Source organism: Nonomuraea africana, assembly GCF_014873535.1.
GTDB classification, from domain to species: Bacteria; Actinomycetota; Actinomycetes; order Streptosporangiales; family Streptosporangiaceae; genus Nonomuraea; species Nonomuraea africana.
Map to the genome: position 1 here is coordinate 9,078,626 of NZ_JADBEF010000001.1, position 17,222 is coordinate 9,095,847.

A 17,222-nucleotide genomic window follows, 5' to 3' on the forward strand; every position below is an offset into this window, starting at 1 on the left:
GATCGCCGTCGGCTGCTTCCGCCCGCCTTCGGTGCCCGACGGCGTCTCAGGGTTGCGGCTGCGCACGGGCGAATTTCACGGAGGAGGAGATCGCGCATGCCGTCGACGCGATCGCCAGGGGGTTGCCCTAGTCGTCCACAGCGCCCTATCTTGGAATGGTCGTTCCGAGATAGGAGTTCGCGAATGCCGGACGTCAAGCATTTCGACCCTGACGTGGCGCTGGACCAGGTCGTGCGCCTGTTCTGGGAGCGCGGGGCCGACACCACCGGCATCGCCGAGGTGGTGCAGGTCACCGGGTTGAGCCGGTCCAGCCTGTATGCGACCTTCGGCGGCAAGGGGCAGCTGTACGCGGCCGCGCTGCGCCGCTACCTGGAGCGGCAGTCGCGCCCGGTCTTCGACGCGCTGATCGCCGACGGGCGCGGCCTGCCGGCGATCAGCGGCTTCTTCGAGCGGCTGGTGTCGGCGCGCTGCGCGGGCGAGCACGCCCGCTGGGGCTGCCTGGTCACCAACGCGCACGCCGCGGCCGGCCGGGAGCTCCCGGAGGTACGGCAGGCGCTGGACGCCCACCACGGCGCGTTGCGCTCGGCGATGCGCACCGCGCTGGAAGCGGCTCGCCGGCATGGCCAGCTGCACCCCGGACTCGACGTGGAGGCCGGCGCGGAGACGCTCGCGCTGCTGGCCTACGGGGTCAACCTCCGCTCACGAGCCGGGGCCGCGGCGGCCGACCTGTTGGGCGGCGTGCGTGCCGTACTGGATGGTTTCCGCACCACTGAGGAGAGATGATGATCGATTTCCGCGTCTACGACGAGAGCGACGCCCCGGAGGCGGCGCGGCCGATGCTGGAGGCCGCCAAGAAGCGGATGGGGTTCGTGACCACGCTGAACGGGGTGATGGCCGAGTCGCCTGAGCTGCTGGCCGGCTACAACGCGCTCGCCGAGCAGTTCGGCAGGTCCTCGCTGCCGGGACCGGCCAAGCATGTCGTGTTGATCGCCGCCAGCGTGGAGAACGGCTGCGAGTACTGCGTGGCCGCCCACTCCACCCTCGCCCTGCGCTCGCGGGTCCCGGCCGAGGTGGTGGAGGCGCTCCGCGCCGGGAAGCCGCTGCAGGACACCGCTTTGGAGTCGGCCCGACGCCTCACCCAGCTGATGGTCGTCCAGCGCGGCTGGGTGGACGACGCCGAGGTCGAGGCCTTCCTCGCGGCCGGCTACACCCGCCGCCACGTGCTGGACATCGTGCTCGGTGTCGGGATGAAGACGCTGTCGAACTACACCAACCACCTCGCGCACACCCCGTTGGACCCGGCCTGGCAGGGCCAGGAGTGGAGCCGCGCCCACGACTGACTCCCGAACGTCGCGCCCGGTGCCCTGGAGCCGTGCGGGGCCGGAGCCGGCGCAGACCAGGCGCTCGCCGGATTTCAGGGGGAGTGCCAGGCAGTAGGCCGGATGGCCCGGTTCGGCTCAGGTCCAGGCCAGCCGCTGCCTCAGCAGGCGCTGCTGCGCCGGGTTGGCGGTCAGCGCCAGCGCCCGCTCATCGCAGGCGCGCGCCTGCTCGGCCCGGCCGAGCCCGCGCAGCAGCTCGGCCCTGGTGGCGTGCAGCAGAGGGTAGCGCGCCAGCACCTCCTGCAGGTCGTCGAGTTCGGCCAGCGCCGCCTCGGGCCCCTGGGTGTAGCCCAGGGCGATGGCCCGGTGCAACCGGGTGACCGGCGAGGGCGCCAGGTGCAGCAGCATGTCGTACAGGACGAGGATCTGCGCCCAGTCGGTGGCCTCGAACGAGGCGGCTTCGGCGTGACAGGCCGCGATCGCCGCCTGCAGCTGGTACGGCCCCGGCCTGCGATGCGCGCGGGCCGTGCGCACCAGCAGCGCGCCGGCCTCGTCGATCGCCGTCCGGTCCCACAGGGAGCGGTCCTGGTCGGCCAGCAGCACCAGCTCCTCGTGGGCGTCGAAGCGGGCCGGCCCGCGTGCCCGGTGCAGCCGGATCAGCGCCAGCAGCCCGACCACCTCGGGCTCGCCCGGCATCAGGCCCGCCAGCAGCGCGGCCAGCCATTCCGCGTCGTCGACCAGGTCGCGGGCCTGGGCCCGCTCGGCCGTACTGGACAGGTAGCCCTCGTTGAACAGCAGGTAGATGACCGCCAGCACGGCCTGCAACCGCGTCGGCAGCTCGTCAGCGGCGGGGACGCGGTACGGGATGCCGGCTTCGGTGATCTTCTTCTTGGCGCGGGTGATGCGCTGGGCCACTGTGGCCTCGGGCACGACGAACGCGGCGGCGATCTGCTGCGTCGACAGTCCGCAGACCACGCGCAGCGTCAGCGCGATCTGCGCCGCCGGCGCCAGCGCGGGATGGCAGCAGGTGAAGATCAGCCGTAGCCGGTCGTCGGTCTGGGCCGGTTCCGGCCAGCGCAGCTGGGCCAGCTTGGCCCGATAGTTCGACTCGCGCCGCAGGACGTCCAGGCCGCGCCGCCGGGCCACGGTGAACAGCCACGCGTCCGGCCGGTCGGGGATGCCCTCGACGGGCCAGCGGCGCAGCGCGGTCTCGATCGCGTCCTGCACCAGGTCCTCGGCGGCCGAGAAGTCACCCAGCAGCGAGATCAGGCCGGCGGCGAGCCGGCCCGCGTGCTCACGTACCACGCGGGCCAGCACCTCGCCGCTGTCGTCCCGCCCGCGCCCGGCCACGCGGTCGGCGGGCCCGCCTGCCGGCTCGGTCATGACACCGGACGGATCTCCACGATCGGGCAGGCCGGCCAGGAGCGGGCCAGCTTCAGCGCCTCGTCCAGGTCGGCCACCTCGACCTCGGCGAATCCGCTGATCACCTCCTTGCCCTCCACGAACGGCCCGTCGGTGACGACAGGCTCCCCGCCGCCCTGCAGCCGCACCGTGGTCGCGGTGTGCACCGGGGCCAGATGGGTGTGGTGGGTGATCTTGTCGGCGTGGTCGGCGAACCAGCGGCCGACCGCCTCATAGGCGGCCCGCTGTTCCAGCTCGCCCATGGCCTCCAGTTCCTTGGCGAACTGCTCGGTCTCCACGAACATCAGCACGTACTTCACGTCTCGGCCTCCCGCTTCGTCTGTAGCTGTTGTACCCGGCGAGGTGCTGCGCCGGACCGGTTCAGCCGGTCGGCACGGCCGCGTACAGGTCGACGCCGTTGCCGTCGGGGTCGGCCACGGTGGCGTACCGCATGCCCCAGAAGGCGTCGAACGGCTCGGCCAGGCCCCGGTAACCGGCCTGGGTGAGCTCGGCGTACTTGGCGTCGACCCCGGCGGGCGTCTCGAACTCGAAACACAGCAGGGTGCGCGGCCCGCCGTCCGGCGCCCTCCAGCCGGGCAGGAACGGGGTGCGGAAGCTCTCGGTGTCGAGCATGACGTGCAACCCGCCGGGCAGATCGCAGCCGGCGTGCTCGGGCGAGTGCTCGTCGATCTTGAACTCCAGCCCGAGGCGGGCATAGAAGCCGATCGAGGCCCGCATGTCGCTGACCACGATGTCGATCGTGTTGAGTGTCGGATTCATGACCTGTTCCCATCGTCTTGGGCCTGTCCGAACTGGCCTTTGTCAGGAAGACGATTGGGACGGGCCGCGATACGACACTCCCGGTGACGGGTTTCAGGAAACCCGCCCTTGCCGTACCTCGCCGACGTCACTGATCGGCGGAGGCCCAGGCGCTGCTCACCGGGCTGGGGTGGGCTCGGCGAGGGGGGCGAACAGGGCGCCCAGCTTGTTCACCGCCTCGGGGATGATCCGGTAGTAGACCCAGGTGCCCCGGCGCTCGCCGTCGATCAGGCCCGCGGTGCGCAGGACCTTGAGGTGGTGGGAGATGGTGGGGGCGGTCAGGTCGAAGGCGTCGGTGAGGTCGCACACGCAGGCCTCGCCGCCGGTGTGGGAGCCGATCATCGACAGCAGTCGCAGGCGTACCGGGTCGGCGACCGCCTTGAGCATGACCGCCAGGTCGGCCGCGTCGGTCTCCGACAGCGGCTCGCGTGCGATCGGCGCGCAGCACTGGATCGTGACGGCGGTCATGCGGCACTCCTTACTTCGAAATTCGTCGAAATTATATCCGATGGTAAGCGACCAGGGCCGACGCGGCGATCGCGCAGGCGACGGCCACCGCTCCCATGACCCACCCATAGCCGACCGCTTGGGCCAGCGCGACCGCGCCCAGTGGGGCCAGGGCCTTGTCGGTGACGGAGAAGGCGGCGATGCGGCCCGACAGTGAGGCGTACGCCGCCGCGTCGTACCGCTGCAGGAGCAGATGCGGCAGGGTGATGGAGGCGATGCCGAAGCCGAGCCCGAATCCCAGCACGCAGCCGATCGCTCCCGGGACCGTGTGCCCGACCAGCGGCAGCAGCAGGACGGCGACGCCTTGCAGGGCGAAGATCGCTGCGGCGATGAGCGCGGCGGGCAGGCGGCGTTGCAGGCCGGTGGTGAGCAGGCGTCCGGTCACCGACAGCACGCCCAGGAGCCCGGCCAGTGTCGCGGCCAGAACGGGGGAGTGGCCGAGGTGGATGAGGTAGGTGATGAGCAGGACGGCCATTACGGCCGCCGCGCCGCCGTTGGCGGTGAAGGCGATCACCAGCAACCAGAACGGCCGCCGTCGGGTGGCTGCCTTGACGATGTCGGCGCGTTCTTCTGCTGTGGCGGGCTTCTGCTTGGGGTGGGTACGGCGGCGCACGACGAGCGCGTGGAGGGGGATTGCGGCCACGCCGTAGATCAGCGCCAGGATGACGAGGGCCTGGCGCCAGCCGTGCCACTCCACCAGCAGGCCGGTGAGCGGCAGGAAGATCGTGGAGGCGAACCCGGCGACGACGGTGAGCGCGAGCAGCGCGTTGGCCCGGCCGCGCGCGTGAGTAGGGCCGTCGAACCAGCTGACGATGACGGCGAAGGCCGACTCGTAGAGCACCATGGCGCAGGCGACGCCGATCGCGGCGAACACCGCGTACAGCTGGGCCAGGCTGTCCACCCGCGACCAGGCCAGCACAGCGACCGTGCCGAGGATCGATCCGGCGGTCATGAGGCCGCGGCCGCCACGGGCGTCCAGCCGGCGGCCGACCAGCGGCGCGCACAGGGCGGTGATCAGGATCGACAGGGTGAGCGCGGCGGCGATCTGGGCGTTGGTCGCGTGCAGGTCGTGGGCCATGGGGGTGAGGAAGACGGAGAAGGCGTAGTAGAGCACGCCGTACCCGATGGTCTGGGTGACGGCCAGCGCGGCGACGATCCGCCGGCCGTGGCCGGAACGCGGCTGACCGCCGCCCCGGCTCTGCGGGGCGGCGGTCTCGGCGGTGGAACTCACAATGTCGATCCCCGCTTTCAACCGCAGCAGCCGCCGCCGTCGGTAGTGGCGCCCACGGTGGCCAGGGGCAGCGGAGTGGCCAGCAGGCCGCCGCTGATGCCGGTGGCCAGGCCGACGCGCTGCTCCTGAGCCGCGGCCAGGCTGGAGGAGCAGACGCCGGTCTCGGGCAGGTCGAGCTGCACGTCGCGGGCAGCCTCCCAGTCTCCGGCGACGGCCGCGACGACGGAGCGGACCTGCTCGTAGCCGGTGGCCATCAGGAAGGTCGGGGCGCGGCCGTAGCTCTTGACCCCGACGGCGTAGTAGCCGGGCTCGGGGTGGGAGAGCTCGTCGACGCCATGGGCGGGCACCGTGCCGCAGGAGTGCTGGTTGGGGTCGATGAGCGGGGCCAGCTGTCGGGTGGAGTCGAGGATCGGGTCGAGATCGAGGCGTAGCTCGGAGGCGATGGAGTGGTCGGGACGGTAGCCGGTCGCGGCCACGATGCGGTCCACGGTGACGGACTGCTCGGCGCCGGACGGGTCGCGGCTGACCACGGTCACCTGGTCGCCGCTTCGGGTGACGGAGTGGGCGAAGAAGCCGGTCATTAGCCGGATGCGGCCCGACTCGACGTGGGCGCGCAGGCGGGTGCCGAGCGCGCCGCGTGCGGGCAGCGCGTCGGCCGCGCCGCCGCCGTAGGTACGGCTGGCGCCGCCCGCGCGGATCGCCCAGGTGATCTGGGCGTCCTCCAGCTGGGCGAGAGCGAGCAGGGTGGTGGCGGCGGAGTGGCCGGCGCCCACGACGAGGGTGTGCTTGCCCTCATAGGCTTCGCGGTCGGCGCCGAGCACGTCGGGCAGGGCGTGGTCGACGTCGACGGTGTTCTCGCCGTACGCGGGCAGGCCGCTGGCGCCCAGCACGTTCGGGCTGGTGTAGGTGCCGGAGGCGTCGACGATCGCGCGGGCCCGCAGCTCCTCACCGCCCTCGAGACGGATCAGGAACGGCACGTCTTCGCGGCCGTTGGTACGGACCCGGTCGTAGCCGAGGCGGCTGATCGCCGTCACCTTGGTGCTGAGCCGTACCTTGTCGCCGAACAGCTTGGCCAGCGGAGCCAGATAGTCGGAGATCAGCTCGGCGCCGGTGGGCAGCCACTCGGGGTCAGGCTCGCTCCAGCCGTCGGCCTCCAGCAGGCGCTTGGCGGCGGCGTCGATGTTGAACCTCCACGGGCTGAAGACCCGGACGTGGCCCCACTGGGCGACCGAGGCGGCCACCTGCTCGCCTGCCTCCAGGACCAGGAAGTCCTGGCCGCGCTCGGCCAGGTGGGCGGCGGCGGCCAGCCCGACCGGACCGGCACCGATCACCACGACCGGCAGCGCGCTGGTGGCGCCGGAGGTCGCGATCTGCTCAAGCTCGAGGGACGCGGTGGTGCCGCAGCAGCTGTCGCTCATGATGGCTTCTCCTGGATCTTTGAGGGCTTAGCGGAAGCGCAGGACGGAGGTGCGCGAGCGGTCCACGGCGGCGGCCGCGCGGCAGGCGGCATCGCACACCACGCCGCGCGCCTCGTCGAGCGTGACGTCCTGAACCCGGCGGTGACGACGGAACAGAGCGCGCATCGCGCACCTCCTGTTTAGAAGCTTGTCGAATTAGTAGCCAGCTTGCCTCACTGATTAGAGATCTGTCAAATTAGAGGAGCGCCTAATCTGCGAGGTGTAGGCATGGGAAGCCTCAGCCGCTGCTCGGCTCGCAGAACTTTGCGGCTGCTGAGAGCATCCAACTCGCTATGGGGGATGCGCTGATCGACGGAGACCCGCAGCGGCTCGGCGGCTACTGGCTGGCCGGACGGGTCGGCGAGGGCGGACAGGGAATCGTCTACGAGGGCTACGACGCCGAGGGCGGGCGGGTCGCGATCAAGGTGTTGCGCGGCGACCCCTCGACCCAGCCGCGCCTGGCCAAGGAGGCCACCGCGGCCCGCCGTGTGCCGGCCTTCTGCACCGCCAGGGTGCTCGACGCCGACCTGGAGGGGCCGCGGCCGTACATCGTCTCGGAGTACGTCGAGGGGCCCAGCCTGCGGCAGGCGGCCAGGGTGTTCCGCGGCGACGAACTGCACCGGCTGGCCACGGCCATGGCGACCGCGCTGACGGCCATCCACGACGCGGGCGTCGTCCATCGCGACCTCAAGCCGGACAACGTGCTGCTCGGCCCTGACGGTCCGCGCGTCATCGACTTCGGGGTGGCCCGCACGCTGGAGATGTCGCTCACCTCGGCGCAGCTGCTGGCGGGCACGCCCAGCTACATGGCGCCGGAGGTGTTCTCCGGCGAGCGGGCGGGCATGCCGGCCGACGTGTTCGCCTGGGGCGCCACCGTGCTGTTCGCCGCGACCGGGCAGGACCCGTTCCGGGCCGACTCGCTGGGCGCGGTCATGCATCGCGTGCTGTCCCACGAGCCCGACCTGTCGCCGCTGCCCGCCCAGCTGCGGGCCCTGGTGGCCGCCGCGCTCGCCAAGGACCCGCGGCAGCGGCCCACCTCCAAGGAGCTGCTGCTCGCGCTGGTCAGCGGCGACGGCCTCGACACCGCCAGGCTGCTCGCCCAGGGCGCGGGCTCGGCCGCCGCCATGGCGCCCCACGGTGACCAGCCGGCCCGCGATCCCGCCCTCGGCACGCTCGCCGAGGACGCCTACGCCGCGCTCGGCCCTGCCGAGCGGGAGCTGGTGCCCGAGCTGTTCCTGCGCCTGGTGACCGTCACCGACCAGGGCGACCTCACCGTACGGCAGGCCGCCCGCCACCAGCCCGGCGAGATTCTCGGGATGGCGGCCACCCCGTCCGGCCGCACGCTCGCGATCGCCACCGAAGAGGGCGGGGTCCGGCTGTGGGGCACGGCGACGGGCGCCGCCCGCGAACCGCGATACCGGCTCTTCGAGGGCGCGGGCGAGTCCGACTTCTCCTTGTCGTACAGCGACTCGGAGGATGTCGTGGCGGTGCGTATGGGGCAGGGCGCCACGTTCTGGAACACCCGCACGGGAGCGAAGACAGAGGTCCCCACGCTCGGCGGGGACATGGTGGTGACGGCCGACGGCAAGACGGCCGTGTACACGCTGATGGGCTCCGCTCTGCGCCGCCAGTCGTTGCTCGATGGACGGGCAACGACGTTGTGGAACTGCTCGGGGATATGTCAGAACTTCGCGCCGAGCCCGAATGGGGAGAAGCTTGCCGTCTCAGGGCCGAATCAGGACATTCTGCTTCTTTCTCTCCGTTCGGGTAAGGAGTCAGATTCCAGCCTGACCGACTGGAAGGGCGGCGCCATCGCCTGGAGCCCGGACGGCGCGGCCGTCGCCGCGCTGGACGACTCGGGGCTCCAGGTGTGGCGGGCCAGTGACGCCACGCTGGTGCTCGACGAGCCCGTCGCGCCGGGCGCCGGTCACCTCGCGTTCGACCCCGACGGTCACACCCTCCGCTACCTCGCGGGAGACACCGTGGTCAGCGCGCAGCTCGACCTCCGGCCCCGCCGTGGCCCGCGTGGCGACCTGCTCAGCCCCGACGGCGGCCATCTGCTGGCCGGCCGCAAGGTGCGCCACCTTGCCACGGGCAAGACGATCACCCTGCCGGACGAACCCCAGTACCCGCTCGTCTTCAGCGGGAACGGCTCGGCCCTCGCCGTGGGCGGCGACGCCACCGTCTTCGTCCACGACACGACGACGGGCAGGCGACTGGCCGAGCTGCCCCTGGTCGACGAGTCGCCCCAGGGCCTGGCCTTCAGCCCCGACGGCACGCGCCTGGCCGTCTCGGCGCAGACCTACATCCGCATGATCGAGCTGCCCGGCGCCAAGCAGGTCTGGCGGGCGCCGGCCGACATGGCCGACGAGCTCGCCTTCACGCCCGACGGGCGCTACCTGTCCATCGGCGAAAGCTTCCTGGACGCGGCGACCGGGCGTCCGGCCGTCCCGCGGCCTCTTGGGCCGGTGGTGCGGGGGCTGGGCTTCTCCACCGACGGCACCGTCTTCGGCTGGCCCGACGGCTCGGCCCGGATGGCCTTCTGGCGGCGGGGGGCGGCGGAGCCGTCCTCGGCGCCGCTGCGTGACATGCCGGTCGACCCGAAGCTGACCTTCTCGCCGGACGGCTCCCTCGTCACGGCCGTCAACCACGAGGAAATGCGGGTGTACGACGTCGCCTCCGGAGTCGTGATCGCCGCCATCAAAGACCCCCTGATCTCCCAGGCAGGCTTCTCCGCGGGCAGGCTGCTGGTCGTCGTCGACGGGAAGCTGGCCGAGTATCCGATGGATCCGGCCGTGGTGGCGGCGCGGGTGTGCGCGAGGGCAGGGCGGTCGTTGAGCGAGGCGGAGTGGGTGGCGTACGTGCCGGGCCTGCCGTACAGGAAGGTCTGCGCGCGGTGAGAACGTTCATGCCGGTGCGGGTGGGCTGACCTTCGCCGCCTCCGCCGCCAGGAGGGCGGCGCCGAGCTGGACGGCGACCAGGGTGCGGATCGGGGATCGGCGCGGCGGTGAACCCGGACTCGGCTTCGGCGAACCAGGCGTCGAAGAGGGCCTGCACGCGGGTGCGCTCGGCCCGGACGGCCGGGGTCGGGTTTCCCGCGGCGAGCTCGGCGTCCAGCAGGCGCGGCCCTCCACAGGCTGTGGAGCCCGGCTGCGCGCTGACGTGGTTCCCGCGCGTTTCGTGGGACTCGAGTACTCCGGAACGGCTCGCGGGGGTCTGGGGTACCTCATGAGGATCCTTCCGGGTGCGGAGGAGATGGATGGGTGTCGACGGGAGGCTGTGGAGGTGACAGCTCGCCACGAGGGCGGGCGCGATACTCGTGGAGGCTCCCTTGGTGTGGATGGCGTGGCGGACGTTGCGATGGCATCCGGGCAGCGTGATGGGCGTGCTGACCACGCTCGTCATCGCCGCGACCGTGATCAGCGCGCTCTGGTTCGTCGTTGACTCGACCGAGCGGCAGCCACCCGTCATAGAGCGGTACGCCGGAGCAGCGATGGTCATCACCACGGGTGGTATCCCTGGGGCGATACCACCCGGATTGGTGACGGCCGTCGGCGCGCTGCCCGAGGTGACGGCGGCGGTGCCCGAGCTCAGCTTCGTCGCGCCGCTCTCCGTCCGCGGGAACGTCGTGCGTGTCGCGGGGGACCAGTACCCCAGCCCGTGGGGGCACGGGTGGGGGAGCGCCCGGCTGACGCCGTTCCGGATCCAGCAGGGCAGGCCGCCGCGGGTGGCGGGCGAGGTCGTCGTGGACGCGCGGCTGGCCGAGGCGGCGCGGGTCACCGTGGGTGAACGCGTGGATGTGCGGGTTTCCGGGGTGTCCCGGTCGCACGAGGTGGTCGGGGTGGCCGCGACGTCCGCGCGATGGCGGCACCAGTCGGCGCTGTTCTTCACGGACGGCCACGCCGCGAAGCTGGCCGGACGCCGCAGCGGGGTCGACACGCTCGGCGTCCTGCCCCAACCCGGCACCGATCCGCAGGAGCTCCGGCAGGCCGTCGCCAGGGTGCTGCAGCCGTACAACCCTCCGGGAGCGCAGGTGATCCGCATCGCGACCGGCGCGGACCGTGGCGCGGCCGAGGGGAACCTCTCGTCCGGCGGCGGACCCCGCGAGGGGTTCAACACGTTGTGGTTCCTGGTGTACACCGCAGGACTCATCGCGGTCGGGATGGTCGCCGCCGCCATGGGACTGTCGATCCGGCGCAGGAGCACGGAGATCGCGGTCCTGCGGGCCGTCGGGGCACGCCGGGGGCAGATCCGTCGGATGCTGCTCGCGGAGGGGCTGCTGTTCTCCCTGGTCGCGGTCATGGTGGCGGTACCGCTGGGCAGATGGATCGCACCGCTGGTGGCCGACCGGCTCCGCGACTTCGGCGTGGTGAACGTGTCGTTCGAGGTGTTCTTCCGTCCGCTCCCGGCATTGTGGACGTTGCTGTTCACGGTGGCCGTGGCCCTGCTGGCGAGTCTGCTGGCGGTGCGGCGAGCACTGCGGATCCGTCCTGGCGACGCGCTGGGAGAGGCCCCGGCGGAGGGTGGCACGCTCGGCAGAGGGCGGCTGCTGACCGGCCTGGCGCTGCTGGCGGTGGCGTTCGTGCTGGCGCTGCTCCAGGTCGCGGACCTGGTCGACTTCGGGCAGCCGCTCGGGAGCCTGATCGTGGAGTTCGCCAGGGTGTGCCTGGTCGTGGCCGCGGTGGGGCTGGTGGCGCCGTGGTTCGTGCTGGCCGTGGGCAGGCTGCTGCGTCCGTGGGCCGCCCGGGCGCGGCGCGCGGGTGGGTTCCTGTCCGTTGCCAACGTGGTCTTCAACCACCGCAGGTTCGCCGGGGCGGTCGGGTCGCTCACGCTCGGTGTGACGCTGGTCGGCGTGATCGTCAGCACGCAGTCCTTCTACGACTGGCGCCAGGCCGACCTGGCGGCCGCAGAGGTGAGCGCCGACCATGTGCTGACCCCGGCGGTCGGCAACAACGTGCTGGCGGAGGAACTGCGGCGGCGCCTTCAGAACGGGCACGGGACGGCAGAGGTGGTCGGGGTCCAGATGCTGCCGATCACCGCGACGGCGGACGACTGGACACCCGCCGAGGGCCCCCCGCCGCGTACGTACGGGTCACTGGTCACCGGGAACCTCATGCGGATGCTGAACCTGCCCGTACGCGGCCGCCCGCTCAACGCCCTGGGCGAGCGGGAGGTCGCTCTCAGCGACTCCATGGCGGCCAGGGACAAGGCCCGGATCGGATCGCGCCTGCGGATCCGCTTCCCGGGCGCGACAAGAGACGAGGTCTACACCGTGGCCGCGCTCTACCCCGACAGCAGCGAACTGGCGGCGCTGGTACTGCCCTCTCTGGGACCCTCCGCCACCCATCTGTCGGCCGGGCCGTACGTCGCGTTGTACGTGCGCGGCCCGCTCGATCGGGAGGCCGTCAGCGAGGCGGGGGCGACGGTCGCCTCCTACGACAAGCAGGGCTACGTCCTGCGCAAGGCGGCGGAGAGCGCCGAACGCAACCGGCTCCTGCCGTACATCTCGGTGTTGATCGCGCTCTTCTGCCTGGTGGCGGCCGTCAACAGCCTGTGCCTGGCGCTGCTCGACCGCAGGCGGGAGTGGGCTGCCATGCGGCAGATCGGGATGCGCCGCGGCCAGGTGATGTGGATGGTCTGCGGGGAGAACGTGCTCACCGTGCTGCCCGTCCTCGTGCTGGCCCTGGCCGCGGTCGTCGCCGTGGCGTCCGTGTCCGCCATGACCGAGGGCGCCGGGCCGGCCGCCATGGTGTCGTTCATCCCGTTCGGCTGGCTCACTCCTCTCGGCGGCGGCGCGCTCCTGGGGGCTCTGGTGGGATCTCTGCTGGTCGTGCGTACAGCCATGAAGAACGAAAGGTAGGCCCGGTATGAACACCGGCATGGAACCCGTGGTCCGTCTCGATGGCGTCAAGAAGATCTACGGCACGGGGGCGTCGGCGGTCACCGCGCTCAAGGACGTCAGCTACGGCTTCGCCCGCGGCTCGTTCACCGCCGTGATGGGGCAGTCGGGGTCGGGCAAGACCACACTGCTGCAGTGCGCGGCCGGGCTGACGCAGCCCACGTCGGGGACGGTCAGCGTGGGTGGCGCCGACGTGACCGCGCTGACGGAGGCCGAGCTGTCCGCCATGCGCAGGGAGCGGGTGGGCTTCGTGTTCCAGGCGTTCAACCTGCTGCCCGCGCTGACCGCGAAGCAGAACATCGAGCTGCCGCTGCGGCTGGCGGGCAGGCGGGCGGACCAGGAGTGGGTGCGGGAGCTGGTGAGCCGAGCCCGGATCGCGGACCACATGCACCGCCGCCCGCACGAGTTGTCCGGCGGCCAGCAGCAGCGGGTGGCCATCTGCCGCGCACTGGTGGCCGGGCCGGAGGTGGTCTTCGCCGACGAGCCGACGGGAAACCTCGACACCCGATCGGGCCAGGAGATCCTGTCCATGCTGAGGCTCGTCGTCGACACCCTGAAGCAGACCGTCATCCTGGTCACCCACGACCCGGCCGCCGCCGCCCACGCCGATCGGGTGCTCTTCCTCAGCGACGGGCAGGTGGCGAACCTCATGGAGGCGCCGACCCCGGAGAAGGTCGCAGCGGAACTCAGTGGTCAGCCCAGCTCCCCGGGGCTCACCAGGCCGACCTCGTAGGCGACGATCACCGCCTGGGCGCGGTCTCTGACATCGAGCTTGGCGAACAGGTCGCTCACCCTGTTCTTCACCGTCGACAGCGACAGGCCGGTCTCCTCGGCGATCTGTCCGTTGGACAGCCCGCGCGCGATGAGCTCCAGCACCTGCCGCTCGCGGACGCTGAGCGCGGACAGCTCGGCGGGCACCACGACCGCACGGGGGCGGGCGGGACGGACGAAGGTCCCGATCAGCCTGAGCAGCAAGCGGGGCGCGACCGCCGCCTCGCCCCTGTGCACGATCCTGATGCCCTCGATCAGCTCCTCCGGTGAGACGTCCTTGGGCAGGAAGCCCGACGCGCCTGCCCGCAGCGCCGTCACCACGTGCTCTTCCAGATCGAAGGTGCTCAGCGCGAGCACCCTGGTCTCCGGCAACTCGGTGACGATCCGCTCCGTGGCCGCGACTCCGTCCATGACGGGCATGTGCAGGTCCATCAGCACCACGTCAGGGCGTAACTCGTGGCTGCGCCGTACCGCCTCATGGCCGTCGCCCGCCTCGCCCACGGCCGCCAGGCCGTCCCCGGTCTCCAGGAGCATGCGCAGCCCCGCGCGGACCAGCACCTGGTCGTCCACGAGCAGTACCTTGATCACGTCTTCTCCAGCAGGGGGATGCGGGCGTGCACGACGAAGCCTCCTGCGGGCGAGGGTCCCGCCTTGAGCTCGCCCCCGCACAGCGAGACCCGCTCGGCCATGCCCGCCAGGCCGAGCCCGAGGCCAGGGCCGCCGGCCCTGGCCGGCCCGTCGTCGGCCACCTCCACCTCGACGAGGTCGGGCAGGAAGGCGAGCCGAACGCGGGATCGGGCGCCGCCGGCGTGCTTGCGGGTGTTGGTGAGCGCCTCCTGGACGATGCGGTAGACCGCGTGATCGACGGTCGTCGGCAGTGTGACCGCCTCGCCCGTGACCTCCAGCGCCGCGTTGCCCGACTCCTCGACCAGCGCGGGCAGCCTGGCCACGCCGACCCGCGCCTGGTTCTCCATCTCCTCGCCGGCGGTGCGCAGGACGTCGAGCAGCTGCCGCATCTCCGCCATCGCCCGCCTGGCCGTGTCCTCCCCGGTGAGCAGGGTCTGCCGGGCGCGTTCCGCGTCGATCGGGATCATCCTCCTGGCCACGCCCATGTAGAGGTTTACCACGCTGACGTGGTGCGCGATCACGTCGTGCAGCTCGCGGGCGATGCGACGACGTTCCTCTCGTACGGCGTGCTCCGCCGCCTGCTGCTCCCTGCGGCGCGACAGCTCCGTGCGCAGGCGCACGATGTAGCCCGTCGCGAGCGGCAGCGCCGGCATCAGCACGATCGACAGGCCCGTCGGCAGATGGTCGTCCACCACCTGCCGGTGGAGCCACCACGAGGTCGCCATGCCCGCCACGGCGACCACTACCGACGCCGCAGCAGCGGAGTGGCGGCCCACCTGGCAGAGCGCGATGAGCATGGCGCTGACCGGAGCGTCGTAGCCGGGCGGCTGGGTGCTCATCACGTAAAGCGCGCCAACGAGCAAGGCCACCGGGATCGGGTGCCGCCGGCTCAGCAGCATGAGCCCGGCCGCGCCTACCCCGACCAGCACGGCCTTCGGGCTGGCCGCCGTAAGGGCGTCGGGGAGCTCGAGCGCCAACACCAGGACGGCCAGCGCGAGGCCGCTGATCCACGGACGCCCCATCCAGCCGGCTAAGGACATGCGCTCCAGCGTATGTTGTGGCCGCCTGGCGATGGGCGCTCGCGGGGTCGGCTCCTTGGTCTTCCGATCCCCTATGCGCAGCCGATTCGGGTGCAGGTGGCAGTGTCGGCCACGATGTCGCCGTTGTCGGTGGCCCAGTAGGTGATCTGGACGGTGCCGGGTCCGCCCTTCACGTCGACCGTGAGCTCTTCCGCGAACGACCGGGTGCCGTCGGGCTCCATGTTGACGACCGGCTCGTTCCAGGTAGTCAGCCGACCACCTTGTCCAGGAAGCCGGCCAGGTTGGCCGTGGTCCGCTCGATCTGTTCCTCCAGCGTGAGCGACTCATGAATCCGTCCGCCGGGCCCGGCCTCCTTCATCCCGCGCAGGTAGAGCGAGCAGGCAAGATCGGTGCAGATGTAGGCGCCCACGGAGTTGCCCTGCTGCCCGTCCCGTCCCGCTCTGCGCGCGGTCATCAGCGAGACGCCGTCTCCCGTGTGCGTGGTCACGCACAACGAGCACATGCTGCGCCGTACATGCCCGGCATGCGGCGCGGCCAGCCGCAGCGCCACCCCCACCAGCCCGTCACCGGACTCGGTGACCAGGTACGCCCGCTCCGGCGAGGCGGGGTCTCGCCATCCGAGGAAGTCCAGGTCATCCCACGGCCGCTGGGCCAGATCCCTTGGTACGGCCAGACGCTTCGCCTCGCCCTTGGTGCAATTGACGAACGACGCGCGGATGTCGCGCTCGGTAAGTGCTCTCATAGGCAGGAAGCTACCTTCCCTAGAACAGAGAAGCGACTGATTAAGTAGAGTCCTAGAGGCTCTAGGAAGGGTGATGCATGGCACGATCGGGAGTGACCGCCGAACGTCTGACCCAGGCGGCGGCGGAGCTGGCGGACGAGGTCGGTTTCGAGAACGTGACCGCCTCGGCGCTCGCGCGCAGATTCGGCGTCAAGGACGCGAGCCTGTACTCACACGTCAAGAACGTGCAGGACCTGAGAGTCAGGGTGGCGGTGCTCGCCCTGGCGGAGCTCGCCGACAGGGTCGCCGCCGCGCTGGCCGGCCGTGCGGGCAAGGACGCCCTGGTGGCCTTCGCGAACGCCTACCGAGACTACGCGAAGGAGCATCCGGGGAGGTATGCGGCGACGCGGATGGAGCTCGACCCTGAGACGGCGGCCGCCAGTGCGGCGCGACGGCACGCGGAGCTGACGCGGGCGATCCTGCGGGGCTACGAGCTGGGGGAGCCCGACCAGACGGATGCGATACGGCTGCTTCACAGCGTCTTCTACGGATATGTGAGCCTGGAAGCGGTGGGCGGGTTCCACCATTCGCGCGAGGTGGACGCCTCATGGTTCAGGGCCTTGGACGCTCTCGACGTCGTCCTCAGAAACTGGCCGCCGGCTTCGTAGGTCGTCGATCCTCAGATTCACCCCTTCGCTTGAATATCGCTGCCGCTGGAGGGGAGTGACTGGTATGGGTGGAACCATGATCTTCTTGAGGCGGGTGGTCCTGGTCGCGGTATTCGTTCTTGTGGTCATCCCGATCACCGCTGTCATCGCCGCTCCGCAGGCGGCAGCCGAACCGCGCAAGCGGCCACAGGCCGATGCCGGGGCGCTGGCCCGCCGCATGCTGGCCAAGGTGAAGGTCGCCAGGCCGTTATCCATCCGTGGTTACAGCCATCGGCGGTTCCAGCCCCGGTGGGCGCACCACAAGGGCAGGTGCGACGCACGAGAGATGGTCCTCGCGCGCGACGGGCGAGGCGTGCGCAGGAACGCGGCCTGCCACCCCGTCAAGGGCGTCTGGTACAGCCCGTACGACGGTAAGTGGCTGAAGAGCGAGAAGCAGGTCGATGTCGACCATGTCGTACCGCTGGCGTACGCCTGGCGCTCCGGCGCCAGCAAATGGAGCCAGGCACGGCGGCGCGCCTTCGCCAACGACCTCACCCGCCCGGAGCTGATCGTGGTGAGCCACTCCGCCAACATCGCGAAGGGCGGCCAGGGGCCGCAGAGCTGGCGTCCGCCGCGCCGCGGCCATTGGTGCCGCTACGCCACCTCGTGGATCACCGTGAAGCATCACTACCGGCTCTTCGTGACCCGGAAAGAGAAGGTGGCCCTGCTCAACATGCTCCGCACCTGTCGAAGGTAAGGACGTGCGCCCCAGCCATGTTTCGG

18 protein-coding genes are annotated in these 17,222 nt (G+C 71.3%); 7 read left to right on the top strand and 11 right to left on the bottom strand.

The features are described from left to right. The first annotated feature begins 183 nt into the window (after nt 1–183). A complete protein-coding gene (locus H4W81_RS43455) occupies nt 184–783 on the top strand; it encodes a TetR/AcrR family transcriptional regulator (RefSeq protein WP_192780124.1) in 600 nt (199 codons plus the stop codon). Beyond that, nucleotides 780–1,340, top strand: coding sequence for a carboxymuconolactone decarboxylase family protein (locus tag H4W81_RS43460; RefSeq protein WP_225959073.1), 561 nt, complete (start codon nt 780–782; stop codon nt 1,338–1,340). Before H4W81_RS43455 ends, H4W81_RS43460 begins: the two co-directional genes overlap by 4 nt. Before the next feature lie 117 nt (nt 1,341–1,457). Here the strand turns inward: H4W81_RS43460 and H4W81_RS43465 are convergent, their stop codons facing one another. From H4W81_RS43465 to H4W81_RS43495, 7 genes are all read right to left on the bottom strand, one after another. After that, complete coding sequence (locus tag H4W81_RS43465; protein WP_192780125.1) at nt 1,458–2,702, bottom strand: RNA polymerase sigma factor; 1,245 nt, start codon at nt 2,700–2,702, stop codon at nt 1,458–1,460. Continuing rightward, on the bottom strand, nt 2,699–3,040 hold the full coding sequence (locus H4W81_RS43470) for a YciI family protein (protein WP_318782440.1): 342 nt from the start codon (nt 3,038–3,040) through the stop codon (nt 2,699–2,701). The genes H4W81_RS43465 and H4W81_RS43470 overlap by 4 nt, the downstream gene beginning before the upstream one ends. Nucleotides 3,041–3,101: 61 nt before the next feature. Continuing rightward, nucleotides 3,102–3,500, bottom strand: coding sequence for a VOC family protein (locus H4W81_RS43475; protein ID WP_192780126.1), 399 nt, complete (start codon nt 3,498–3,500; stop codon nt 3,102–3,104). 156 nt (nt 3,501–3,656) lie between these two features. Next, nucleotides 3,657–4,007, bottom strand: coding sequence for an ArsR/SmtB family transcription factor (locus H4W81_RS43480; RefSeq protein WP_192780127.1), 351 nt, complete (start codon nt 4,005–4,007; stop codon nt 3,657–3,659). Between the two features lie 31 nt (nt 4,008–4,038). Continuing rightward, on the bottom strand, nt 4,039–5,277 hold the full coding sequence (locus H4W81_RS43485) for an MFS transporter (RefSeq protein ID WP_192780128.1): 1,239 nt from the start codon (nt 5,275–5,277) through the stop codon (nt 4,039–4,041). Between the two features lie 17 nt (nt 5,278–5,294). Continuing rightward, nucleotides 5,295–6,695: an FAD-dependent oxidoreductase gene (locus tag H4W81_RS43490; protein ID WP_192780129.1), complete on the bottom strand. Its 1,401-nt coding sequence runs from the start codon at nt 6,693–6,695 to the stop codon at nt 5,295–5,297. A 27-nt stretch (nt 6,696–6,722) separates the two neighbouring features. Beyond that, nucleotides 6,723–6,860: a hypothetical protein gene (locus H4W81_RS43495; RefSeq protein WP_192780130.1), complete on the bottom strand. Its 138-nt coding sequence runs from the start codon at nt 6,858–6,860 to the stop codon at nt 6,723–6,725. A 167-nt stretch (nt 6,861–7,027) separates the two neighbouring features. Here H4W81_RS43495 and H4W81_RS43500 point away from each other — a divergent pair, with 167 nt between their 5' ends. The 3 genes from H4W81_RS43500 to H4W81_RS43510 all read left to right on the top strand — a co-directional run bounded on the left by H4W81_RS43500 (nt 7,028) and on the right by H4W81_RS43510 (nt 13,366). Continuing rightward, nucleotides 7,028–9,634, top strand: coding sequence for a protein kinase domain-containing protein (locus tag H4W81_RS43500; protein ID WP_192780131.1), 2,607 nt, complete (start codon nt 7,028–7,030; stop codon nt 9,632–9,634). Nucleotides 9,635–10,074: 440 nt separating this feature from the next. Beyond that, nucleotides 10,075–12,594 carry an ABC transporter permease gene (locus H4W81_RS43505; RefSeq protein WP_225960832.1) on the top strand — a complete coding sequence of 840 codons (2,520 nt, stop codon included), beginning with the start codon at nt 10,075–10,077 and terminating at the stop codon, nt 12,592–12,594. A gap of 19 nt (nt 12,595–12,613) precedes the next feature. Continuing rightward, on the top strand, nt 12,614–13,366 hold the full coding sequence (locus H4W81_RS43510; RefSeq protein WP_192780133.1) for an ABC transporter ATP-binding protein: 753 nt from the start codon (nt 12,614–12,616) through the stop codon (nt 13,364–13,366). On the opposite strand, the gene H4W81_RS43515 is transcribed toward H4W81_RS43510, so the two are convergent. The 4 genes from H4W81_RS43515 to H4W81_RS43530 form a co-directional block, all read right to left on the bottom strand. Then, complete coding sequence (locus tag H4W81_RS43515) at nt 13,327–13,992, bottom strand: response regulator (protein ID WP_192780134.1); 666 nt, start codon at nt 13,990–13,992, stop codon at nt 13,327–13,329. The two genes, H4W81_RS43510 and H4W81_RS43515, sit on opposite strands and share 40 nt — an antisense overlap. After that, the gene (locus H4W81_RS43520; RefSeq protein WP_192780135.1) at nt 13,989–15,071 is read right to left on the bottom strand and encodes a sensor histidine kinase; all 1,083 of its coding nucleotides are present in this window, start codon (nt 15,069–15,071) and stop codon (nt 13,989–13,991) included. Before H4W81_RS43520 ends, H4W81_RS43515 begins: the two co-directional genes overlap by 4 nt. A gap of 71 nt (nt 15,072–15,142) precedes the next feature. Next, nucleotides 15,143–15,292 (bottom strand): hypothetical protein, encoded by a 150-nt coding sequence (locus tag H4W81_RS43525; protein WP_192780136.1) that lies wholly within the window; start codon nt 15,290–15,292, stop codon nt 15,143–15,145. Between the two features lie 26 nt (nt 15,293–15,318). Beyond that, nucleotides 15,319–15,813: an FBP domain-containing protein gene (locus H4W81_RS43530; RefSeq protein WP_192780137.1), complete on the bottom strand. Its 495-nt coding sequence runs from the start codon at nt 15,811–15,813 to the stop codon at nt 15,319–15,321. Between the two features lie 77 nt (nt 15,814–15,890). Between H4W81_RS43530 and H4W81_RS43535 the strand changes: the two genes are divergently transcribed. Continuing rightward, nucleotides 15,891–16,460, top strand: coding sequence for a TetR/AcrR family transcriptional regulator (locus H4W81_RS43535; RefSeq protein WP_192780138.1), 570 nt, complete (start codon nt 15,891–15,893; stop codon nt 16,458–16,460). Nucleotides 16,461–16,536: 76 nt separating this feature from the next. Continuing rightward, on the top strand, nt 16,537–17,196 hold the full coding sequence (locus H4W81_RS43540; protein ID WP_192780139.1) for an HNH endonuclease family protein: 660 nt from the start codon (nt 16,537–16,539) through the stop codon (nt 17,194–17,196). Nucleotides 17,197–17,222: the final 26 nt, after the last annotated feature.